This is a genomic window from Bradyrhizobium sp. 22, from assembly GCF_000482425.1.
Classification (GTDB): domain Bacteria; phylum Pseudomonadota; class Alphaproteobacteria; order Rhizobiales; family Xanthobacteraceae; genus Bradyrhizobium; species Bradyrhizobium japonicum_B.
The window spans coordinates 34,585-58,108 of sequence record NZ_KI519401.1 but is presented as its reverse complement, the minus strand read 5'-3'; the positions used below and the strand labels follow the sequence as shown (position 1 = coordinate 58,108).

Genomic DNA, 23,524 nt, shown 5'->3' with positions numbered 1-23,524 from the left:
TTTGAAGAAATATTCGGACCCCGCTTCCGGAATTTTGGATGTGCGGTCGCTTCCTAGGTAGGGCCGCCCTTCCGGATCGCGAGGTTAAAAACATGAAGACAGGTGCCAAGACGCCCGAGGAACCGCCCTCGCCATCCGACCTGGAAGGTTGGAGGCAAGTCGCCGCCGGCAACGGCCTTCGCCGCTTGCCGCCTGGAGACGTCGTGGCCGCGATACAGCACATCGGCCCCAATGGCGATCAACGGCTGCTTGCCGCTCTGATCAACCACGTCTCGGACGAGTTGTTGCGCCGCATCAAACGGCTGGTCGGCAAGAACCACCGCAACGAGGGTGAGGACATTATCTGGCGTGCGCACCACCAGTTGATCGTGGCGGTGCTGAGGCCGAACTCGAAGGACGGGCAGGCGCTCTGCAAGACCTTCAAGACCTGCGTCGAATTCCGCGTTGCCGACGCGATCCGCGCGGAGCGCAAATACGCCTACCGCAACAAGCCCTTCAAGACGCAGCCCGGCGTCGCCGATGACGGCGAGGAAATTCTCGAAACCATCGAGCCGCCCGAGGAAGGCAGCGAGCAGGCGGCCGAGGTTCAACAATTGCTGAATAGGATTCCTGATCCGAGAAAGCGCGAGGCATTCCGCCTGCATATGCACGGATGCCCCCTTGGTCCCGGGATCGGCACGACGTCGATCGCGGAGCAACTCGGAATCAGCGCTAAAACCGCTGGAGAGTGGATCGCCGAGACCAAAGCTCTCCTCAAGATTGAGATAGGAGCCGCCCCATGATTGAACAAAACAGAAATCCCGAACGGGACGACGTGTTGTTCGCATTCCACCAGACTTGCGACAACCCGACCGCTGAGCAGGTGTCCGAATGGACGCGCCGGTATCCGCAGTATGCCGACGATATCCGTGAGCACGCCGCCCTGCGCACGCAGTGGTCTTCGGAGTCCGACGAGCCCGGCGACGAGCCCGACGAGAGCATGCTTGCGCGCGGGCGCAGCCATGCCCTGAATCTGCTTCACAGCGCGCGTCAAGAAGCCGCTGCCGCCCAGAACGTTTCTGAAAAGACATGGCCCCATGCCGTGTCGGCGGCCGGCTTCGATATTCCGCGGCTTGCGCGCTGTATCAACATCGATCGCATGGTTCTGGCCGAGCTGAATGCCGGCCGCATGCGCTTGCCGTTGGGCCGGCGTTTGACGGATGCGCTCACGGACGTACTCGGCATGAGCGCCGCTTGGCTTGAGCGCGTGGTAACCGATCTCTTGGCGGGGCCCCGGCGATTGGGCCACGCCAAGGCGGATGAAGCGCCCACCATCAATACGCGATCCTATGCTGAGGTCATTCAGGCCAGCTCCATGTCGGAGGATGAAAAACACTATTGGCTTGGAGAGGACTAAGGCATGGACGCTTGGCGGGATATCCGGCTCAAGGCGCGCGAATGTCACCGCCAGGCCCTCTTGAAGTCCAAGGGCGTCCGTAAGGCACCTGCGCTGCTCGCGGCTGCGCTGGAAGACGAAGACCTTCAGCTCACCCATTACGCGCCGGGCACGGTCGTGAGCAAAGGTGTTTATGGATTTCTCGACCGCCCTTCGAAGATAATCAACGTCGCGAGCGGCCAGAGCCCGGAAAACGAAGCCGTGGTGACCGCGCATGAACTCGGTCACTACAAACTCCACCGCGATCCCCGCAACGAAGTGACCGCCATCGCGCCTGGCCTTGGCGGCGATCCGATCGATTCAGGCGCGGGCCGCGTGGAGGGCTATTCGCCGAGCGAGCGCAAGGAAGTCCAAGCCGATATTTTCGCCGGCGAGTTTCTCTGCCCGGCCGACTGGCTGCGCGAAGAACTCCTCGCGCATGGCCGCAAGCCTGCGGACATTGCCAAAGATATCGGCGCGCCGCCTGGCCTCGTCCTGAATCAGGCCATCCGTGCTCTGCTCCTGCCGGCGCTGGAAGCCCCCGCCCCGGCTGGCCCCACCCCGAGCTACGCGCTGGATCCCGGCCAGCTTGAGGCCGCGACCTGGAGCGGCGGGCCGCTGCTCGTCGATGCTGGGCCCGGCACAGGAAAAACAAGAACACTTGTCCACCGTATCCAGCACTTGCTGGACAACGGCGCCCCGCCCGCCTCGATCCTCGCCCTCACCTTCTCCAATAAAGCCGCCGAGGAAATGCGTGAGCGGCTGTCCGTCAGCAACGCCGACGCCTCGATCGAAATGTGGGTCGGCACGTTCCACGCGTTCGGGCTGGAGCTGATCACCAAGTATCATCAGCGCATCGGCCGCACGATGAACGTGCGCATTTTGGATGAAACGGGCTCGCTCGCGCTGCTTGAAGCCAACCTCATCCGCCTGCCGCTGCGTTATTTTCAAAACCTATACGAGCCCGCCTATGAGCTGGTGCCCGTGCTGCGGGCGATCTCGCGCTGCAAGGACGAACTCATCACCCCTGCAGAGTACCGTGCCGCCGCCGAAGCCGCGCACAGCGTGGCAGTGACTGAGGAGGAACGCGAAGCCGCCGGCAAAGCGCTCGAAGTCGCGGACATCTATGAGATTTATCAGGATGAATTGGCGAAAGCCGATGCGGTCGATTTCGGGGATCTGGTTCGGCTCGCGGCGCAAGCGCTCGAGCAGAACCCCGACTTGCGCGCCGAGTACCAGGCGCGGATCGAACACATCCTCGTTGACGAATACCAAGACGTGAATCTGGCGAGCGCGCGGCTCTTGCGGGCGCTCGCAGCGCCACAAGCGGATGTGTGGGTCGTAGCCGATGAGCGGCAGTCCATCTACCGCTTCCGGGGCGCGGCGCCCAGCAACGTGCAGCGTTTCGTAACCGAGTTTTCCGGCGCACGGCGTTCACTTGGCATCAATTACCGCTCCGGCTCGCCGGTGGTGCAGGCGTTTCAAACCTTCGCCGCCAGTATGCAGGCCTCCCCCGGCGGACGCTGGACCGCTCAGCGCGGAAGCGTCGGCGCAATCCGCCAGATCGTGGCGCCTTCGGTCGCGGCGGAGGCGGCCGCGATCCGCGACCACATCGAGCAAGCGCGCGCTAACGGCATCCCCTATAGCGAACAGGTCATCTTGGCGCGCAGTCATCTCACGCTCGCGCGCATCACCGGCGCGCTCGAACAACTTGGCGTGCCTCTTCTTTATCTTGGCGATCTCTTCGAGCGCGAGGAGATCCGCGATCTGCTCGCCTTGATCTCAATCGACGCCGAATCCGGTGGAATCGGTTTGGTTCGAGTCGCGCAGTTGCCGGAATACGGCGCGTCCAAATCCGACGCGCTTGCCGTTATCAAATGGGCCGAGGCCAATAACCTGCGCATCTTCGACGCGCTGCGCCGGCTGCCCGAGATTCCGGATCTGACGCCGCAGGGCAGCGCGGGCCTGGCACGTCTTGCGAACCAGCTCGACGGCTTCGGCGCGGGCACTTCGCCCTGGACGCTCCTGACGACGTGGCTTTTTGAGCGCAGCGACTATCTCAAGCCGCGCCTGGCGGCCAACGACTCCAAGGCGCAGCAGCAGCTCGTCGCTATCTATCAGCTCCTCAAGGTCTGCGGTGAAATGGCGGCTGAAGGCGATTCCACCCGCAAGCACATGCTGGTGCGCGTGCGCCGCATCGAGGCCTTGAATGACGATCGCATGTACCGGGCCGTGGCCTCAGAAGCATCCGACCTCAACGGCGTCCGGGTCCTTACCGTTCATGGCAGCAAAGGGCTTGAGTTCAGAGCGGTTCACTTGCCGGCCCTGGCGACTCGATACATGCCGGCGAACCGGCAAGGGGTGCGCTGCCCGCCGCCGCCGAGCTTGCCGCATCTCGCCATCCGCCCCGCCGATCATGAGGCGGAAGAAGAATGTTTGTTTTTCGTAGCCCTTTCGCGTGCGCGGGACTTCCTGTACTTGAGCCGCGCCGAACGCTATAGCGCGAGCCAGTCCGCCAGCGCGTCCAAGTTCTTGTCACCCATCAACGGGCTGGCGCCGGCAGCACGGCGCAATGACTCTCCGCTTCCGGGACGGCTCGCGCGGACCCTCGCACCGCCCGGCGCGCGCACGCTTTATCAGGAGCGCGAGCTTTCTCTTTATATTCAGTGTCCGCAGCGTTATCAGTTCGAGGCCTTGGACGGCCTGCGCGCCATTCGCGACGACTCTCCCTATGTCCGCTTCCATCGCTGCGTGTTCCGCACCATCGGCTGGCTTGAGACGCAGCGGGCCGCCGGCACGCCGTCTGATCTTCCCCCCGCGCTCGCGCAGCTTGGCCAAGAATGGGCGGTGCGCGGGCCGAAGGGACACGGCTTCGAGGCTTACTACCGTGCCTCCGCCGAAACCATGATCACGTCGATGGTGGACGTGATCGCCGCCGAGACGGGCAGCTATGACCAGGGCGAATGGATTGTGGATGTCGGCGGCAAGCAAATCGCGGTGACGCCCGATCGTGTCGTCATCGCTCCCGACGGCACAGTGCACGTGCAGCGCATCCGCACCGGGCGCAAGACCAAGTCGGATCCCGCCAACCGCATCTATGCGCTGCTCCGCCGTGGCGCTACGGCGCGCTACCCCGGGCGGCGTGTCGTGATCGAGGCCTATTACCTTGCGACCCGGGAAGCGGTGCCGATTCCACCTAACAAGGACGACAAGTTGCTGGAGGAATACACCGGCGCCATCACCGACATCGAACGCGGCGCATTCGCGCCGGCGCCGGAGGACGCGCGGCGCTGCCCGAATTGCCAGTGCTACTTCATCTGCGATTTCGTCCAGGGCGTCTCCTAGACTCACTTCCCGAAAATTCTACCTGCCGTCGCTTAGTCCTTAGGGGCCCAATCAAGGGCCGCGCGCCAAAGGGAATAAGCGATGAGCAAGACGATCATCTTCATCCAGGCCGAGGGCAAGCCCGGCGTCACCGAGGCCGAGATCGCGATCCCGGCGACGGTGCGCGACCTGCACGAGGCCTTCAAAACGCACGGGATCGATTTCGACAAGGAACGTGAAGCCTTTGTCGATGAGGCCGAGAACCCCGTGCCGCACGACGCCAAGGCCACGGTCGAGGGCCTCAAGCACGGCTCACGCGTCCACGTGACCCACTGCAAGAAGATCAAGGTCGCGGTCCACTACATGCACCGCACCATCGACCGCGCCTTCGCACCGGGCACCCGCGTGCGCACCGTCAAGCAGTGGGCCGTGCGCGAGCTGAAGCTCAATCCCACAGATGCGGGCGAGCACGTGCTGCAACTCTGCAACAGTACGATCCAGCCGCCGACCGACGCCGCGCTGGCGGAGCTGGTCAACGGCCGGAGCTGCGATGTCTGCTTCGACCTCGTCCCCGAAAAGCGCATCGAGGGCTAGCCGATGACGGTGGTCGTGCCTCCCGACCAGTTGCTCCTCGCGGCGGATCTCGCCGCCCCGGAATTCCGGCGCGGCGAGATCGAGGGCAAGTGGCGTCACATCGAAAACGCCGGGCCGCACGCGACCATCGCGGTCGCCGCGGCGAAGCGCCCGCACGCACCCGATGAATTCGGATTCCGGTTCGAGTGCAGCGGCTACCGCCACACGCCGGCAACGGCGCAGCCGTGGGACCTCGCCACGCGGCGGGCCCTGTCCGCGCCGCACTGGCCGACGGGCCGCTCCCTCATTCCGTCCGTGTTCAGGCCGGATTGGAAAGGCGGCCAATGTCTTTATTTGCCGTGCGACCGCATGTCGATTGAGGGGCACGGCGACTGGATTCACAAGCACCCGAACCGGCTGTGGCAGCCGCAGCGGGGCATCCTCTGCTACCTGGAGCAGCTTTATGATCTCCTCAATCAAGACGATTATTCGGGCATTCGCGGCGCCTGAGCACCGCTTGAACTGCCCGACAGCGCTATGGGCGCGCACTATGGCCGAGCTGCACCGGCGCACACAGCAGCGGCATGAATCCGGCGCGTTCCTGCTCGGGCATGACCATGATGGCCGCCGCGCGGCCGTCGACGTCGTCTACTATGACGATCTCGACCCGGCCGCGTACGCGAGCGGAGTGTGCATTCTCCACGCCGGCGCTTTCGCCAAGCTTTGGGCGATGTGCCGCGCGCGCAAGCTCGCCGTCGTCGCCGATATTCATACGCATCCCGGCGCGGCCTTTCAGAGCGAGGCCGACCGCACCAACCCGATGGTCGCGCAGCCCGGCCATATTGCCATCATCGTGCCCAGCTTCGCCGCGTCGCCGGTCCGCTACGAGGATCTTGGCATCTACGAATACCAGGGCGAGCACCGTTGGGCCGAGCGTGGTCACCGCCGCTGCCGCGGATTCGTTTACACCGGATTTTGGAGTTGATCCCATGACCGCTCTTATCGATCACACGCGCCTGCACCGCACGGCCAAATACTTCATGGACAGCGGCCGCGCGGCGACGCACGACGACGCGATGAGTATCCTGCGCGGCTTCGGCACTTTGATCCGCGTCGGTCCGGAAGCTGCCGTCTCGATCCCGCACCAAATCGCGCTTCTCACTTTGGTCAACCTTGCGCGCCGGACCTTGCTCGGTGGCGTCGAGGTGCTCGGCGTGCCCGATGCGCCTCTGCTCGTTCCGCTTGCGCGCGCGCGCAGCCTCGCAGACACCGTGGTGGAACTGGGCGGCACGCTCTCCACGACCGGCAATCCGCTTTGGCCGGTGGCGCAGATCGGCACGGTGCCGCCGCCGACGGACGCCTCGAGCTGGCAGCTCACCTGGCAGGGATGGCGGGGCGGTGTCGTGCCACGGCATGACGCCCGCCGCCTGTCCGATGATGCGGCGAATCCGCTCGCCGCCGCCATGGCCGCCGCCGCCGCTGCCGCCGAGCTGTTCGCCTGGCACGCGTCCGACCACCCGATGTCCGGACGGCGCGCCGCGGGGTTCTCGCTATGGAATCCGGGCGCCGATTGGCTTGCACCGGACGCAAGCGAGCCCGAGCTGTCCTACCTGCCCGCTTCGCTGTGGCTGATTGGCCTTGGCAATCTCGGACAGGCCTTCTCATGGCTGCTGGCTTGCTTGCCTTATGCGGACCGCAGCAAAGTCGAACTCACGCTTCAGGACTACGATCTGATTGCGGCCTCGAACGACAGCACCTCTTTGCTGTCATCCTTGCCTTTGGTCGGAACGAAGAAAACACGCGTCGTTGCGAGCTGGCTGGAGGCAGCGGGGTTCAAGACCGCGCTTGAAGAGCGCCGCTTCGGACCTTGGACGTTGCGCGGTCCGCACGATCCGGCCGTTGCCTTCTGCGGGGTCGACAACGCGCCGACGCGCGCCGATCTCGGCACCGCGAAATTCGAACTTGTGGTGGAAGCCGGGTTGGGCGCCGGTCCCGTCGGCTTTCGGAACTTCTCGCTGCACACCTTTCCGTCGTCGCGGAGGCCCGACCAAATTTGGCGCCGCGAAGCTGCTGGAAGCGCCTTTGATGTCTCCGCGATGCCCGCGTACAGCGCGCTGCGAAAGTCCGGGCTCGATACTTGCGGTCTGGCCCAGCTCGCGTCGCGCACAGTCGGCGTGCCGTTCGTCGGCTTGATCGCCGCCGCCCTCGCCGTCTCGGAACCCTTGCGCCGACTCCATGGCGGCAGCGGGGTGGAGATTGCCTCGGGGTCGGCCCTCAGTCTCTGTGATGTTGAATGTGTCCGCCTCCCGTTTTCGCCCTACGCATTCGGCCACTTGCCGGCGTTGTAGCCGACCCTGGTCCCTTCAAAGAGACCGCGAAGCCCTCGTTATCCCTTGCTCTCGAAATGCTTCCGGTCGGGATATGGCAATCGTGATGAAGGCCGCGCGCCGACAGGCGCGCGGCCGAAAATTCGACAACTGCCGACGAGAAGGCCGGGACCGCAACACGGTCCCGGCCTTGCCGATCACTCGGCCGCGTTGGCGTAGGCGTTCGCAGGCCCATCCGTGGCAGCACCCGCCGCTGATTGCGTCGCGCCCAGCTGCGCGGCTTGCGGCGTCCGCATCAGTGCAGGCAGCCAACCCGTTGTAGCCAGCAACTGCTCGGCGGCCTCCGCCATGTCCGGCTTCTTCATGTCGGCCATGCGGTCCGCTGCCTCAGCGCTCACGGCTTCTCGCACCGCGTCAAGGATACGCGCCTTGGTGACACGTCCGAGATAGGTTCGCACGGTCGGTCGCCAATAGCCGCTCATATCGAGAGCAACGGCCTTGGCCAGTCTATCCGCGGTTGCCAGTGCACGCGGGCGAAGATCGCGCGGCAACTTGACCGCGTTGATGGTCAGGGCTGCGCAATGCGCAAAGATCGCCATGCGGCTGTCGTGGTCGAGGGCAACGACGAAGGGCCAGAGATCGGCAACATCACACGGCAGCTGCGCCGCCCAGCGCGCGTGCCGATCCGACCAAGACCGGCCCGCTTCGGTATCGGCTATTCCGTCCGCGTGAGAGCCGAGGAACAAGCTGCCCGGACGAATATCGAGGACATTGGCCTCGGCCCCCCGATAGAACGTCTGCGCCACCAGCGCATGGGTGACGGCGACAAGCGCGACATCGGGTTGGTCCGACAACGCCAGACGAAGGCCAAGGGTTCGGTGGGCGGTGAGATCGGCAACCAGACTGTCCGAAAGGCCGGCATCGGACTCCATATCGTCGTCGCGGTCGGCCGCATCCACATCATGACCTTGCACGTCACTCTCGGCCGACGCCTTCTGCCGGCGATTATCGTCCTCCGGACGAATAAAGCCGCGCTCGACGCGAATTTCACCATCATGGTTGAGAACCACGAACGCGCCGCCGCAGGCGATGTCATCGGCATCGTACGCGCGGTGCAGGGCTTCAAGGCGGTCCATCTCGGCTTCGAGCTCGCCGAACCGGATATCAGCATCCTCGGGAAGCTCCTCAAAATTCTCATACTGCTTAGTGAGGAGATCGAATTCGGCCTGCGCGGCTTCGTAGGCAGCTTGATCTTCCGCCGAAAGCGCGACCTCTCGCGGATAGACGCGCCGGAGGCCGTGACCGTGCGGAAAATCGAGGTTCGCCTCCGCCCATTTCCAGCCCTCGTCCTTCTGCAAGGTCGTCGCCAACAGTTGCAGCTTGTCCAGGGCGAGCCGGTCCAACAGCGCTGCATCCTTCAAATAGCCGCCGCGATCCTCAGTAAAGAGATCACGCAGGATAGTGCCACCCGCCTCGGTGTAGGCCTCACGACCGACGAAGACCGCTCGTCGGTCGGTAGCAGCGACGTTGGTTTCCGTCAGCATCCGGCGGATCGTGACGGGATCGCGGCTATAAGTCAGCCGACTATAAATCTCTTCCTGCCGCTCATGATCGTCGATGAGGGCGAACGCCACCAACTGCTCGAACCCCATTTCGCCATTGCGGTAGGCCTCTATCAGCCGGGGCGACACCGCGCTCAGTCGCAGCCGTTGGCGCACCACGTGAGGCGTCACGCCAAATCGCGCTGCGATCTCTTCCGCGCCAAAGCCGCGTTCGTCCGCTAACTTCTTGAAAGCCTCGAACTGGTCCGCGGGGTGCATGCTCTCGCGTGTGATATTTTCATCGAGGCTAATCTCGTGCGGATCGTTCGCGGTGTCGACGATGCAACGTATCGGCTCGGTCTTGTTGATTTCCTTGCGCTTGACTCGTAAGAGCTGAGCGAGCCTGCGGCCTTCGCCAATGGTCACGAAATAGAAACCAGTAGCCGCCCCCTCGCTGTCCAATTCCGGTTCGACGACAAGATTTTGCAGGATGCCTTTCGCGGCGATGCTGGCGGCATAGGCTTCGATGGACGCTTCACTGTGCGGCGTCTTGCGCGCATTTTTCGGGGACTTCTTCAGCTTGTTGAGCGGAATCAGGACCTCCGCGCCGCTCGCGAGAGCCGTTTGAATCTTCTTGGCAGACATCGGCGATCTCCTTTTGAGGGTTGGGGTGCAAGCGCTCCACGGCGCTGCAACCCTGCCCGTCGGCGAGACCGGGGTAGCGAGAGCAAGGGCGGCCGGGGCGGAGGGGGATCACCCGGCCTGCACAAGCGGATGTCGGACCTGGAGTCCGTCGAAGAGTGGGCCGCGCGGAAGGTCGGGGAGACCGCCTCGGCCGGTCCCGGCGCCGCCGGGGCTTCACCCTTGCCCGCGCGAGGGCGGAGCCCTTAGCTCCCAAAAACAGATAGGGCGTCTGCGCCGCAGCGAAGGCCCGTTGGCAGTCGTGAGGCCGGTCAAAGAGAGGGGCAGCATCGCGCCGCCTGCGGCGGGACCCGGGACCGAGTGTCCCCGGCGAACGGCTCGATACTCTCCGCGAAATCTTCCTGGTTTTGTTACCCCGCAACAGTGACGCAGACTTCTGCCTGGGTTTTGGCATTTTGGCATTTTGACATGTCGGCTCAAGGATGAGCGTGCCGAGATTTCGCGCGGCGCGCTTTGACCCGGTCTGATACTGCGAATTCGTTCGCACCATCGTTGATGTTGAGCTTGAGGCGATGCTCGCGCGATATTTGCGCTCGCTGTCGTAAATCGCATCAACGACGAGACCATCGATTGACATCGGGTCGATTGCCATTACCTCTGGAGCAGGCAGTCATATAACGAGCGACATCATGCGCCGCGAGCTACAACATCTGGTCAAGAACTGGTCGTTTGATATTCCGTTTGAACGATCGGTACGCGCGCACTATCTGACGCTACAGCGGCTGGCAACTTCAGGATTGACATGGGCAACGATCGCCAACGCGCTGACCCAGGCAGGCGCACGACATAAGAGCGGCCAACCGATCTCCGCGCGGCAGATGAACTCGGTATTTCTGCGCGTAAGAAACGCTCAACTGAAGAATTCTGCCAACGCGGCGTCTCTCGGCTTCGCGCCTCATGTGCGGGCGCGCGAGGAAGAGATCGGACGGCTACCGCGCCCGACGCAAGCGAAATCCGATGACAAGGGTGCGGCGATATCTCCTGGAGCCGTGGCGATGCCGGCGCCGCGCCTATTGACCGGACTGACACAACGATTGACTGAGGCTCGCAGACTGAGCGAGGCGACCCGTACAGAATATGACGACTAAGCTCGGTCGATCGAGAACCGCAGAGCCAGCCAATCGAAACGATACTGTCGCCTGGCGCCGACACTTGAGTACGAAGACCCATGACTGACTTTGAAATTCTTCTCCTCATCAACGCGAGCGAAAGGGCGACAGAGGCCGTGTCCGCCTTTGCGGACGCATTCAGAGCGGAGCTGACGGAAAATGGCTACCGTCCTCGTAATGAGATCGATGAGGTCGTAGCGAGCTTGGGACCGCTGATCGCATTCTATCTGGCGAACGCAATTGCCTGGGGCGCGGATCGCTCGGGTCACGTCAGACATAAGCGATCCCCCGATGACGATGCGCATCCGCCTTCTCAAGTCGATGGGAGAGTGGTTACTGAGCTGCAATTCCTGTCAGACTTCATGTCCAAGCTGCCGGATAAGTCTCGGGTTAAGGGACGAACAAGCATATCGCTATATGCGATCCGCGAACTCCAGAAAGGCGCGGTGCTTGGATCCGGGGTGGCGTCGCACGCGCGACAAATTGACATCGCTAAACAAACGGCCGCGGCCGAAACTCCTCTCGGCTTGGGCGGCTCCAATATGGGGCCAGCGAGCGAAGGAACGGTATTCGGCTTTGTCGACCCCGGAATGATCACCGACGACAATTCCAGTAACGCGCGTCTTGTCGATCGTCTCACGGCCCGCGCGGGCATGGTTGGTGAGACGTCGCTTCTTCGGATCGATCCCGTGACGTGGGAGCTCAGCCCGGCAGCTGTGGACATATTGGCTAATGCCAATCGGGCTCGCCGTGGGAAGCACGTCTGCTTGCGAGACGTTAAGCGCCGTCTTGACGACGATGGACGGCGGAACCTCGCTTTTTGCGCTAGCCAGGCGACGCAGTTGCTTAAAATTGCACTTCACATGACGGAGCCGGGCGACGTCAATCATTCCAACAAGACTATCGAGCAGTGGCTGCACGCACCACCACTGAACCGCTTCATCGTTGGAATATTCGAGCTTTTGACGCCTACTCTCGGCGTCCCGTTCGAGCAGATCAGGTTCGCTCGAAACATTCCACGATCCAAGGATGAAGTGTCGGAACGAGGAAATTTTGACCAGCTGACGAAGTCGGCATGGGACTTGGCAAGCGTCGGCTATGATTGCGCCAAGTCGATTATCATGGCGATCCCGGAGTTGCACGGCACCGATCTCGATATCGGTGCGGGGCTTATGGAAATCTCTGAAGGGGAGCAAAGAAAGGGCCGCAAAGATCGAAAAACGACCGGCCGTACAGAAACCACCGAAGAAATTCAATCCAGATTGGTGACCGGACGGGATATCCTGATCGCAAAAATCTGGGCTCTGCGGCATGACATGCTGACCCTGCGAGGGTATGCGGTTTTTATGGATTGGTATAGCGCCGCTCTGATGGAACCGCTGCCTCCGCATCTGTGGAACGAATTTCTGCGCCAGATTTTCAATGAGATCCAGGATTGGTATCGCGAACTGGAAGCGCGGTACAGGGAAGGCATTCTTTACAAACGTGACATCAAACGCCATGCCGGCGGCATGCCACTTGACGTTCCGACGCTGGCGCCACTGGTGCAACGTCACACGCTTGAGATGATGGAATATCCACTCAATCGCGGCCATGGCGCGACCATGAATGAAGAAGTCATCCTCTCCTTGTTGGAATCGCTAAGCGCGAATCATCCAGACATCCGAGATATCTGGGAACACGTGACAAAACGGGTCAAACCAATTCCGGCGATCAGGTCAGCATAATATTTTGATTGGTGTTCGATTTTTTCAGTTGTGCTGACCTTATCTCGGGATGTTGGCCGGTAAGGCCTTCAGCAACTGTCGTTTGCTCCTGATGCGCCATTTCGGCGTATCAGGAGCAAGCAATGACGAGTAAACCCCCGTCCACCCCTCAGCTCGAATCTCGTGCGGAAAAGAAGGTCATTACCGCACATAAGGAAGCGCTGAAGGGTACGGCCGCAACCATAATCTACACGATGGGGCCGAAGGGCGGCGTCGGCAAAAGCCTGACCGGGCGCCTGATCGTCGACGTCATCGCTGCCCAGCGGGATGTTCGTATCGCCCAGATCGACCGGGCTCCGACCCTGCCGCAGCTCTATCCAGACAAGACGATCACGATCGAGGCGCCCGGCGCCGAAGAGATGCGAAGCGATCTTCTCGCCTCAATGCGCGTGTTCGAGCCGCTCGAGGAAATGGTTCAATCGATTGCCAAGTCTGAGACCATCGGTGTGATCGATGTCGGCGCCGGACAGAACCAGCGCGCTTTCCTCAATTTCGTGGCCCGCGCCAGGTTCGACCGATTTCTTGTCGATCAGGGTATCCGTCCGATCGTGCTGGTCTTGATGACGGCAGATCCCAGCGCAATTTCGCAGAGCGCTAACCTGATGGAAGAGCTTCAGCTTGTGCATCCGGACGCCGAGATCGTGCCGGTTTTCAACTTGCGCGACGGAGGATTCAAATTCTTGGCGGGTACGCCAGCTCACAAGATTTACAACGACAAGATCGTGCCGCTGTTGAAAGACCGCCGCCGCGTCACGCTACCCGCAATTGCCGCGGGCGCCTGGCCGCTGTTCGAGTCCGCTGGGATGACTTTTACCGAAGCGGTCATGGCGGATGAAGCGACACTGATTGCTAAATTGGGTATGTCCCGGCTGATGGTCACCGCGCTGCAGGGCTACGTCAGCGAATTTGTCTCTGTCGTGTGGCCGCGCCTCGGCGCCATTGCTGGCTTCTCTGTGGGGGCGTTCGATGCCGGTCGCTAATGGAATGTTTCCGAGCGAACTCGTCAGTCGCCTGAATGAAAACATCGGGCGCGGCAGAGCCGCGCGCGATGTTCTCGGTCAAAAACTTGCGGAAATGCCACCGCGCGACATTGCCAAGCTTCCGCGTGCGGTGCTGACCCGCATTGGTCCTGCCGGAATCGCGACTATGGCTCGGGTAGCGGCGGGAACCGACGACGCGTTGCCGGCAGCAATACCAGCCCCGATTCGGATCCAATCGCAGGATCGGCCGGCCGACGGGCCGCCACCGCTCTGGCTTGTCTGCTGTGCTGCTTCGTTGATTGTCATCGCGGTCACGATCTTCGCAGGAATATTGGATCGGCCATTGCGATGGGCAATTGCAAGCTCAGGATACCTGAGCGCCGACGACGTCGGTCTCTGCAACCGGCTCGATCGCTGGACCGAAGATTGCAATTTCCCGGTGACAGCTCAAGGCCTCAGCCCCGACGATATCGCGGTGCATCTCGGACGCGCCCAAAGTTCGTTCAGCATTTCCCCCACGACTTTGCACACCGACGGGTCCCTGCCCATCGGTACCATCGTTGACGTCCACCGCAATCGCGAAAGGTAGACTATGTCGGAACCTACTCATCCACTCACGCCGGTGGCGTCCCGTTCCGGTGCCGTTCTGGCAGGACTTTCATTTGCTCTGCTCGCGGCCGCAACGGCTTTCCTCATCCTGTTCGCCATTGTGCCCGCATTCTATTGGTCTACTCGCGATCAAGTTGAGTTGCCGTTCGACCTGGCGGCCATGCTGCGGTTGATCGTGATGTCCCACCATGCCGCCGCTCCTGTCCTGGTCTTGAGCGGCGAGGCAAGCGAGAGGTTGCGCGAACTGGCCACCTACGTCGCCGGTTGCTTGAATTACCCAATTGCATTTGGAAAGGCATTTTGGCGATTGCTGACCAGCATCGACATGGCGATCCAGCTCCCGCTTCGCGCGATCGGTACGGTTTTGGCGGGATGGGTCGTAGCCGTTCCAATTTATCGGCAGGTGCTTTCGCGAACCCCGAAACTGAGAAGTGCGCGTTGGATCGACGGGCCGCAGACGCTGTGGTTCGGCGCAGCGGTCGGCGCAGCGCGAAGCCGTCTGGCAGCATTGATTGCCCAGTTTCCGGATGGGGTCGAACTCGCGCCCGGTCTGCGGCTTCCCAGGCTGGCCGAACAGGAGTCGGCCTTTGCCGTCGGTCTACCGGGATCAGGAAAGACAGTGGTTGTTGAGGGTGTCGCGCGCCAAGCCATCATGCGCGGCGATCATGTTCTTCTTCTCGACGTGAAAGGCGCCCTTCACAAACGGATTACGGCTTTTGTCGACCGGAGACAAAGCGCCGCAATTGGTATTGGACGGGCTTCGTCCGTTTGGGCGATCGGCCGAGACGTCCGCTCGCCCGAAGCTGCCAGCCGCGTCGCCGCGATCATGATACCGGAATCTCGCGATCCGGTTTGGTCGGCGGCGTCCCGTTTGGTTCTGAAGGGGCTGCTCTCGAAACTGATTAGAGAGCATCGACGAAATTGGGGGTGGCGAGAGCTGCAAACCGCTATCTCGAAGCCCGTCGAAGAGATCGCCAACGATCTGCGACCGACAATGCGACAGGTCGCAGAAATGTTGCGCGGCAAGGGTGACGACCCCACCACCATGAGCCTTTCGGTGGTCTTCAATATGATCGCTCATGTCGCCGAAATCGTCGATACCTGCGCGTCCATGGAGGCAGACGGACGTCCGCGTATCTCGCTCCTGGATTGGGCGCGGAAGCGATCACGCCAGCGCATCATCGTGTTGCGGCATGACTTGTCCAACAGGGACAACTCCGAGCTGCTGTTGAGCCTGATGTTCCGGGTGCTAGCGAGCGAGCTCCTTGCTCCTGACATGGCCGACGATGTCGACCATGGCGTCTGGATCATCGCGGACGAACTTCCTCGCTTTCGGAGAGCGATGAAGGACATCATGGAGCTTGCATCCTTGGGGAGATCTCGCGGGATCCGCGTAGTCGCAACTGCACAGAGTCTCGCACAGATCGAGGAGGCCTCAACAAAGGCTGCGGCAGAAGCTCTGACGGAAAACTTCGCGACCATCGTCGTTTGCAAAGCAAGGTCTGGCAAAAGCGCAACCGAACTCTCCGAAACCTTGATGGGTATCACTACCGTCGGGATTGACCCGCCCGGCGAAGGTGACACCGAGTTGCACGACGTGCCAGCCTTGTCCGCCCACGAGATGTCTACCTGTCTGGGGCTGACGGTCGACTGGAGAGGGCGGAAGTCGATCCGCGCGTCGATCGTCGGGTTCGACAACGTCTACGTTGTTGAATGGCCGCTCGATACCTGGCAACGACTTTAGGTCCTCTTCATTGGACCATCGAGTGATATCGAAATGGCCGCCACCTCAGTGGCGGCCATTTATTTTTTTCAATCCGGGGACTCCTGAGCTTATCTCGGGGAGATGCCCGGTAGACCCCTCTCTCGGGCGCGCATGCTCGCTTGCATCATGCAGGTGAGCGAGATGGTCGCAACGGTAGCTGCCGGAACATCAGCCGAATACTACATCGCTTCGTCCGACTACTATATCGGCGGCAGCGAGCCCGCAGGTCGATGGGTAGCAGTCGGCGTCGAAATTGGCGTTGTCGTAGGGGCGATCGTCGAACGCGACCCGTTCGAACGGCTGCATGCGGCGCTTGATTTGACGGGCCGCCCGATGCTCTCAAGCCGGAGCGGGAAGAAACACGTCGGCGGATATGACATCACGTTTTCGGCGCCAAAGACGTGCTCGATTCTGTGGGCGCTTGCCGATCCGGAACTGCGGGCAAAAATCGAGGAGGCGCAGGCCAACGCTTTCGAAGTCGCCCTCAAGGCGATCGAGGCCAACGCTGCGTTCTGCCGGTTTGGCAAGGACGGTGTTCGTCGTCAGAAGGTCAAGCTGTCTGTCGCCGTGTTTCAGCACGGAGCCGCGCGTCCCGCACGGCATCGCGACGGCAAAACCTTCTCGGACTGTGCGCTTCATAGTCACGCGGTTACCTTCAACATCGCCCGCAAATACGACGAAAGTTCGGACCGTCGCGTCGACGATGAAGCGAATCAAACCGAGCAGAAGCGCCATGGAGCTCTGGATGGTAAAGCCATCTTCGCCTGGAAAATGGCAGCGGGAGCAGTCTACCACGCCCAGCTCTCCAAAAATTTTCAGAATCTTGGCTTCGCCGTCGGAGACATCGGCAAGAATGGAATCTGGGAAGTCGTCGGAATTGTTCCCCAGCTAAAATCCTATTTCTCGGCTCGTCGCGGTGAGATCGAGGAAGCACTCGACGCAGCCGGGACAGACAGCGCAAGTGCCCCCGCACTGGCCGCCGCAATTACCAAAGCGACCCGTGAGGCTAAACAGGAGCAACACCACGACCGCTTCGCATTCTGGCAGCAATGTGCCCGCGATATCGGCTTTGATCGCAACGCCGTCATTGACTCTTGCTTTGCCGCGGGTCGCGAGCAGTGTGCATCGCTTGAGAATTCCGATCGTGAGCGATTGCTCCAAGGGCGTCTCGCGGCTCTGCCGGATCGGCTTACTGAGCATGACAGCACCTTCGAACGCCGGCATCTCTACGCCGCAGTAGCCACCGCCCTTGTCGGAACCGGCGAGGGCGCGGAACGCGTCGAAACGGAGGTTAATCGCCTGGTCGCGACGAAGGCGGTTGTTACCCTCGATCGCGACGTGTGGGGGCATCAGGTCTTTACCACGCCGGAAATGCTGCGCATCGAGTCTGAAAATCGGCGAGATGGCAGCTCGGCTTTCCAAGAAATCGCCAATCGCGCCGCCCCCTACGATCGTCGCGAAGTTGATCCAGAAGTATGGGCTCAACGAGGAGCAGGCTGTTGCCGTGCGCGCGGCGACCAGCGGTGCCAGGATCACGATTCTTGAGGGCACCCCGGGCGCGGGAAAAACCACGGCTTTGGCAGCCATCACCGACGCCTGGACCGACGCCGAAGTCGGGTACCGCGTGATCGGCGCCTCCACGGCATGGAAGATTTCTCACGCTCTTCGCGATGAATTGGCGATCGATGCACGTGCAACAGACTCTTGGCTCGTGGGTGCCGAACATGGCGTTCCGTTTCTGGATAAGAACACCGTACTGATCGTCGACGAAGCCGGCCTGCTCTCCAGCCGGCAGATGCACAGCATTCTCTCGGCAGTAGAGGCCGCCGATGCCAAGGGTCTCAATCCGCATCTCGTCCTGGTTGGCGATCGCAACCAGCTACAGAGCGTCGGGGCCGGCCCTGGCTTGGCGCTCGCCGCAAATTTTTCATCGGTACAGTCAGTCACCAAGATTGTTCGACAACGTGAGCAATGGGCGCGAGATGCCGTCACTGCCTTCGGGAGGGGGGACGCCGACGAAGCGCTGGAGGCCTTTGAGCGCCGAGGCCTCCTCCACGAGGCGCTTGGTCCCAAGGCCACGGTGCGCGCGATGGTCGACGCCTGGGAAGCTCATGAGAAAGCCGCGCCTGGCCGCTCTCTTCTCATAGCCAAAACGAACGCCGAGGTACGGGCGATTTCGGCAGAGATTCGCGCCCGGCTCCGCCAGCAGAACATAATTCGCGGCGAGGACGTGACACTGAAAGCCGTTACGTCGTCGAATTCAACGGTATCACTGCCACTGACAGCCGGCGACCGAATTCGCTTCCTCACCCGCATTAAAGTCCGCGACCTTGAGACGATCAATGGCACCGAAGCAACCGTCGAGGCAATTGACGCTGCCAACGATGGACGCGTCGACATTGCAGTTCGCACTGATGCAGGCCGCTTCACATTCTCCACAGATGAGATTGCCGACGGCGAGGGTCGCGTCAAGCTCACACACGCTTACGCGACGACGATCTATGGCGCACAAGGCTGCACCACAGACCGTGCAATCGCATGGTTGTCGCCCGACATGGATCGTCATTCGATTCTGGTTGCGTCGAGTCGGGCGCGCAACGCAACCGACCTTTTTTGCGATCGCAAATCGCTGGATGCCCGTATTAGGGCAGAGTTGCCTCTTTCGGAGCGGGGCAAAGCGAACGAAATCGGCGCGGTGGCGCGGCGAACCTACCTGGCAAGCCGACTTGCTCGCTGCGGCTTCAAGCGCTCGTCGCCGGACATCCTGGTAGACGCACAGACGCGTGGCGGCGAGCAGCAGCGCCGGGAGACGCATCGTTCGCCATCCGAATTGGCAACAACCGAGGTGGCCGGCGATCGCGATTGCAAACATCGCAAGAAGCGTGAGCTCGACCATGAGCTCTAGCTGTCCTCCGTCAAAGCCCCGGCCCTCCGATCCGGAATTCTGGACCGTGGAGAACGAGTTGCCCGATCCGATTCCGGTCTCGAAGGCCGAGTTGGACGTGGTCGAGCGATATTTCAGCGACCTGCTCGACGCCGTCTTCGAACCCCAACCCCGAACGATGCCGGCGGTAGCCACGGCATATCAAAAAGGAGACAAACGATGACCATCCGCCCGTTCTACGAACCCCGCATGCTGGAAATGCGGTTGGAGGAATACGCAAACATCGCCATCGACGGCGGGCTCTGGCTCGTTGGGGAGGTGCTGGCGCAGCGTCCCTCGATGAGCGATGATTTCGTCCCCGATCCCCGCTACCTCTACAAGCCCCGGGATCTGGACGCGGCGATCATCGAGCTTCGCGCGAGCAACGAGGACCTGCGTCACCGGATCTTCATCGCGGGATTCCTGAGGCTGCCGGACAACGGCGCGCAGGCGACGTTCCGGCGCTTGCTCGTGAAGCACGCCGAGATGCTGCATGAGGCGCTCCGCTTCGAATGGACGCGCCGGTGTGACAAGACGATCGGAGGCCGCAAACCATCAGGCAAGCTCGTCAGGGTCGACCTGTACGAGAAATTGAGGGCTACAACCGCAGGCAAAGAGTTGGCGATCGAGGTCAAGAAATAGTTGTTGCAGATGCTTGTAGAGCTGCGAGACTCAGGAGCGAAAGGCTTGATGACATGAGTAAGCACGCGCGTAAATCGAACAGCGCAGTCGACGCCAATTCGTCCCGAGTGGCCTTCTACTTGCGCGTCTCGACGGATCGACAGGCGAAACACGATCTCTCGATTCCAGATCAGCGCGCCCAATTGCGCGCATGGTGTGAGGCTAGAGGTCATCAAGTTGTCGGGGAGTTTATCGAAGCCGGCGCATCGGCTACCGACGACAAACGCCCAGTTTTCCAACAGATGATCGAACGCGCCTGCGACGGTGAGCATGCATTCGACCTGATCGTCGTGCACAGCTATAGCCGCTTCTTCCGCGACGCCTTCGGACAGGAATTCTACCTGAGGAAGCTGGCGAAGCATGATGTAAAGCTAGTTTCGATTACCCAACCGCTCGGCGACGACGACGATCCCGTGCAGGCCATGATGCGTAAAGTCATCGCGCTATTCGACGAGTATCAGTCCAAGGAAAATGCCAAACATGTCATCAGGAACATGAAGGCAAATGCTCAACATGGCTTCTGGAATGGCTCGCCAGTGCCGTTAGGCTATGTTCTGGTCGAGGTAGAGAAGCGCGGCACGAAGATCAAGAAGACGCTCGCAATCGATCCGGTCGATGCAGAAACGGTCCAGCTTATCTTCAAGCTCTACCTCTACGCGATGGCTCCTCGGGGGCACTCGGCGTCAAGGAAGTCGTCAAATGGCTCAATAGCCACGGGTACCGCACCAGGAAGGGTAAGACGTTTGGCACCGGCACGATCTACAAGATCCTGACGAATACCACCTACGTTGGCGAGTGGAAGTTCAACCAGATGTCTTCACGGACCGGCAAACGCAAGCCGGACGACGAGGTCATCACGACCGCTGTTCCCGCGATCATCGAGCCCCACGTCTTCGAACAGGTCCGCCGACAACTTCATGCGCGGAGCCCGAAGGTGGTGGCACCGCGCGTGACGACTGGTCCGATCTTGCTCACGGGGTTGGCCGTCTGCGCGACTTGTGAAGGAGCCATGACGTTACGGACCGGAACCTCGAAGACCGGACGCGTCCATCGGTACTATTCCTGTTCGACCTGTAACCGAAAAGGAAAGACGGCTTGCAAAGGTCGGTCGGTCCGAATGGAAAAGTTGGACGAATTGGTCACCACGCAACTGGCTGAACGATTGTTCCAGCCAGAGCGACTGGCAGCGATCCTTTCGTCGTTATCGGCGCGTCGCGCAGAAAAGGCGGACGCCGTGAATGCGCGTATCGCGGCGCTCCAGCGCGAACTCAGCGATGCCGACGAAAAACTTGGGCGCCTTTACAAGCTCATCGAAGAGGGGGTCACGGAGATCGACGATGTCCTCAAGGACCGCTTGAATGTTCTGAAGGCGGATCGTGATCGCTCAAAGGCTGCACTAGAGCGGGCCAAGTCACACTCATTAAACGTAATTCAAATTGATCCCGCGTTGCTTGAGAAGTTCGGCCGCACCATGCGGGAAAACTTCACCTCCGGGTCCATCCCATTCCGGAAAGCCTACCTACAGTCGCTCATCAGCGTAATTGAAGTCGACGACACCGCGATCCGGATCAAGGGCAGCAGGGATGTGCTCGAAAAGGCGGTTTTGGCCAGCCGAAATGGGGCCATTCCGGGTTCGCAGATGAGTACTGGGTGGCGCTCCCTAGGGGAATCGAACCCCTGTTTCAGCCTTGAGAGGGTTATGTCAATCCGATTGATGATCATCGTGCGAGCATTCCGCGATGGAGATTTACGGACATGGTTTCGCCTGCCTAACTTTAGCGCCCTGGAACAGCAACTGGGATATAGTTCCGGGCGCCTCGATCCTCCGGGAGATTCGGGCCTGATGAACCTCCGGGTCAGCTTATCTGGCCCGCTCATCACCTCGTGTTTCGTCGCGCCCATCGGCATCGACGCCCTGATCCGCGTCGCGGCGCCGGCTATTGGCAAGCTCCGCAAGCTCATTCTTCAACGCATGCCGGCGCGTCTCGACAGCGGGCATGTCTTTGACGAATTGCCGAACTTGGCGAGCCAACTCGCGATCTACTGGCGCTTCAGAGCGCTGTAGTTCGGCGGCATAATCGAGATATCGACGCCGGATCACGTCCTGACGGGACTTAATTTGTTCGTCCCAGGGGTTTTTGGCGGTCCTGCCACCCCTCACCTCCGAAAGCACCTTGTCACGGGCGAGCCGATCGACATTGGGCGTGACCTTTCGCTTGCGCATCGCGAGGACCGCCCCGCGATCGGCCTTTCTCACCTGTCCGCGGGTTCGCCGCGGCGTCGCCTCCGCCGCGATCCCGCGAAGCTGGAGTTCGCCAGCAAACCGCTCCCGCCAGGCCTGAAGATCCGCCTTGCGGGGGTTGAGGCGCCTGCCGTCATGGCCGAACGACCGAACGGTCAAGTGCACATGGGGATGCTTGTCGTCGAGATGCTGGACAAAGACGTAGTCGTGATTGTCCCCGAACGTCTCGATGGCGAATGCCCGCGCTGAATCCTTAACGGCGACCGTATCGGTTCCGGCCGGCATTGACAGAATAATGTTGATCGAAAGCGATCCGTCACGGCGGCGCTTGTCGTCGAGGCCGGCATCATCCTCCCAGCGTTGCTGCAGGTCCTTCAATCCGGAACGACCCGCCAGTGTCGCGCCCTGCTCTGTTTCCGCATCGAGCTCACCGTTTCGCGTGATGTATGCAAGGTGCGACTTGAGATGCGCTACGCTCTTTGTGCGACCGGTGATCTTGACCATCACCTCTGGTGCTCGGCGCACGATGCGTTCGAGCTTTGCACGCATCGCCGGCGTCAGGAGGCCCGGAGCGCCCGGATCTGGGATATCCCACTCGGCCCGCCGCGGGCGCCGATTGGGCGTTTCCCAGACATACGAGATCGGCGGAAGTTCGGAGGTCAGGTCGGTCGGCCGCGGCGAGCGCCGGCTCATGACTGTCCATTCCAATAGTCGGCATTGCCGTGCAGCGCGCTACGCAATTGCGCCAGCTCTCTTTCGATGACCAATGTGGCCTCTTGAATTGCGGACAGATCGGGCTCAACCGCCCTGCCCTGCAGCACGCTGGTGTTTGCGGCGCGTGCGATCTGGTTGATGTTGCCGCCAATCCGGTTGAGTTCGCGAACGATCGCGCGAAGCGCGGCATGCTCGTCCGGGGAATGCTGAACGGGCGACGCCAACCGCGAGCGCACCAGCGCGACGATCCAGCCGGTTCGGGTCATGCCACGCTGATGTGACACTTCAGCAAGCTGCCGCATCTCGCTCTCACGAAATCGCACGGTCACCTTCTCCCGTCGCCCGACGGGCAACGCCAAGATGCGCGGCGCTGGTGCGGCTAGTGCATCAGCGATCAGACGTCGCAGCAGCGCGGATTTGCCACCCTGTGTCGCTGCAAGAACTGAGAACTCCGCCGCGACTTGGTCGGAGACGCGAAGCGAGATCAGAGCCATGCACGCCAATCCCAATCGCGATGTAATACATCGCTGGCGCGAAGCCTATCCTGCACTAGAAAACGCGAATCCTTCCACCCCCTCGATGTTGGTTCAAACCAACAGGCTCGACATTCAACCCGCGGGTGTTGCTGCAACTGAGACCCACCCCAGCCGACGATCGATGCGAAGAATTCCTCTGGGAATGACGCAGCCGGCTCCACCCCCAGTGCTTCCACTCCACGAACACCGCGCGTGGAGATCGGCAACATTGGCACCGAGCATGTGGGCCGCGGCTTTCCAGCAGCCTCCGGCCTCTCTACAGCGCTGTGGGGGGCGCGTTCGGCCTCCGGCTGCTGCGCTAACGCGCCATCCTTCGGA

Annotated in this window: 20 protein-coding genes and 1 pseudogene; 18 read left to right on the top strand and 3 right to left on the bottom strand. The window is 61.5% G+C overall.

Annotated elements, in window-relative coordinates; all coding sequences use genetic code 11:
- Positions 1-92: 92 nt before the first annotated feature.
- The 7 genes from K410_RS0134700 (at position 93) to K410_RS37715 (ending at position 7,659) form a co-directional block, all read left to right on the top strand.
- Positions 93-782 carry an RNA polymerase sigma factor gene (locus K410_RS0134700; protein ID WP_024342274.1) on the top strand — a complete coding sequence of 230 codons (690 nt, stop codon included), beginning with the start codon at positions 93-95 and terminating at the stop codon, positions 780-782.
- Positions 779-1,396, top strand: coding sequence for a hypothetical protein (locus K410_RS0134695; protein ID WP_024342275.1), 618 nt, complete (start codon positions 779-781; stop codon positions 1,394-1,396). Before K410_RS0134700 ends, K410_RS0134695 begins: the two co-directional genes overlap by 4 nt.
- 3 nt (positions 1,397-1,399) lie before the next feature.
- Entirely contained in the window at positions 1,400-4,759 is a 3,360-nt protein-coding gene (locus tag K410_RS0134690; RefSeq protein WP_024342276.1) for an ATP-dependent helicase, read from the top strand.
- An 81-nt stretch (positions 4,760-4,840) separates the two neighbouring features.
- Complete coding sequence (locus K410_RS0134685) at positions 4,841-5,332, top strand: hypothetical protein (protein WP_024342277.1); 492 nt, start codon at positions 4,841-4,843, stop codon at positions 5,330-5,332.
- Positions 5,333-5,335: 3 nt separating this feature from the next.
- Positions 5,336-5,821, top strand: a complete 486-nt coding sequence (locus K410_RS40730) for a DUF7665 family protein (RefSeq protein WP_024342278.1) — start codon at positions 5,336-5,338, stop codon at positions 5,819-5,821.
- Complete coding sequence (locus K410_RS0134675) at positions 5,775-6,296, top strand: Mov34/MPN/PAD-1 family protein (RefSeq protein ID WP_063828482.1); 522 nt, start codon at positions 5,775-5,777, stop codon at positions 6,294-6,296. The genes K410_RS40730 and K410_RS0134675 overlap by 47 nt, the downstream gene beginning before the upstream one ends.
- A 4-nt stretch (positions 6,297-6,300) precedes the next feature.
- Complete coding sequence (locus K410_RS37715) at positions 6,301-7,659, top strand: hypothetical protein (protein ID WP_024342280.1); 1,359 nt, start codon at positions 6,301-6,303, stop codon at positions 7,657-7,659.
- 176 nt (positions 7,660-7,835) lie between these two features.
- On the opposite strand, the gene K410_RS0134665 is transcribed toward K410_RS37715, so the two are convergent.
- Positions 7,836-9,824: a ParB/RepB/Spo0J family partition protein gene (locus K410_RS0134665; protein ID WP_024342281.1), complete on the bottom strand. Its 1,989-nt coding sequence runs from the start codon at positions 9,822-9,824 to the stop codon at positions 7,836-7,838.
- 686 nt (positions 9,825-10,510) lie between these two features.
- Here K410_RS0134665 and K410_RS40115 point away from each other — a divergent pair.
- From K410_RS40115 to K410_RS41135, 11 genes and pseudogenes are all read left to right on the top strand, one after another.
- Positions 10,511-10,969 (top strand): hypothetical protein, encoded by a 459-nt coding sequence (locus K410_RS40115; RefSeq protein ID WP_155248717.1) that lies wholly within the window; start codon positions 10,511-10,513, stop codon positions 10,967-10,969.
- Between the two features lie 80 nt (positions 10,970-11,049).
- Positions 11,050-12,717, top strand: a complete 1,668-nt coding sequence (locus tag K410_RS0134660) for a hypothetical protein (protein ID WP_028139096.1) — start codon at positions 11,050-11,052, stop codon at positions 12,715-12,717.
- A gap of 122 nt (positions 12,718-12,839) precedes the next feature.
- Positions 12,840-13,736: a P-loop NTPase family protein gene (locus K410_RS0134655; RefSeq protein WP_155253857.1), complete on the top strand. Its 897-nt coding sequence runs from the start codon at positions 12,840-12,842 to the stop codon at positions 13,734-13,736.
- The gene (locus K410_RS37710) at positions 13,723-14,325 is read left to right on the top strand and encodes a hypothetical protein (protein ID WP_049820482.1); all 603 of its coding nucleotides are present in this window, start codon (positions 13,723-13,725) and stop codon (positions 14,323-14,325) included. The genes K410_RS0134655 and K410_RS37710 overlap by 14 nt, the downstream gene beginning before the upstream one ends.
- A 3-nt stretch (positions 14,326-14,328) precedes the next feature.
- Entirely contained in the window at positions 14,329-16,089 is a 1,761-nt protein-coding gene (locus K410_RS0134645; RefSeq protein ID WP_028139094.1) for a type IV secretion system DNA-binding domain-containing protein, read from the top strand.
- 162 nt (positions 16,090-16,251) lie between these two features.
- Positions 16,252-17,655: a MobF family relaxase gene (mobF, locus tag K410_RS41145; RefSeq protein WP_196232454.1), complete on the top strand. Its 1,404-nt coding sequence runs from the start codon at positions 16,252-16,254 to the stop codon at positions 17,653-17,655.
- Entirely contained in the window at positions 17,615-19,015 is a 1,401-nt protein-coding gene (locus tag K410_RS37700) for an AAA family ATPase (RefSeq protein ID WP_245269639.1), read from the top strand. Before mobF ends, K410_RS37700 begins: the two co-directional genes overlap by 41 nt.
- A 58-nt stretch (positions 19,016-19,073) precedes the next feature.
- The gene (locus K410_RS0134635) at positions 19,074-19,217 is read left to right on the top strand and encodes a hypothetical protein (RefSeq protein ID WP_245265939.1); all 144 of its coding nucleotides are present in this window, start codon (positions 19,074-19,076) and stop codon (positions 19,215-19,217) included.
- Positions 19,214-19,675 carry a hypothetical protein gene (locus K410_RS37695; protein WP_024342288.1) on the top strand — a complete coding sequence of 154 codons (462 nt, stop codon included), beginning with the start codon at positions 19,214-19,216 and terminating at the stop codon, positions 19,673-19,675. The genes K410_RS0134635 and K410_RS37695 overlap by 4 nt, the downstream gene beginning before the upstream one ends.
- A gap of 53 nt (positions 19,676-19,728) precedes the next feature.
- Complete coding sequence (locus K410_RS41140) at positions 19,729-20,487, top strand: recombinase family protein (RefSeq protein ID WP_063830811.1); 759 nt, start codon at positions 19,729-19,731, stop codon at positions 20,485-20,487.
- Positions 20,454-20,807 (top strand): annotated as a pseudogene (locus tag K410_RS41135) (recombinase zinc beta ribbon domain-containing protein); the annotation flags it as partial. The gene K410_RS41140 and the pseudogene K410_RS41135, both read left to right, overlap by 34 nt.
- A gap of 768 nt (positions 20,808-21,575) precedes the next feature.
- Here K410_RS41135 and K410_RS38980 read toward each other — a convergent pair.
- On the bottom strand, positions 21,576-22,649 hold the full coding sequence (locus tag K410_RS38980; protein WP_024342289.1) for a relaxase/mobilization nuclease domain-containing protein: 1,074 nt from the start codon (positions 22,647-22,649) through the stop codon (positions 21,576-21,578).
- Positions 22,646-23,164 carry a MobC family plasmid mobilization relaxosome protein gene (locus tag K410_RS0134615; RefSeq protein ID WP_024342290.1) on the bottom strand — a complete coding sequence of 173 codons (519 nt, stop codon included), beginning with the start codon at positions 23,162-23,164 and terminating at the stop codon, positions 22,646-22,648. The genes K410_RS38980 and K410_RS0134615 overlap by 4 nt, the downstream gene beginning before the upstream one ends.
- Positions 23,165-23,524: the final 360 nt, after the last annotated feature.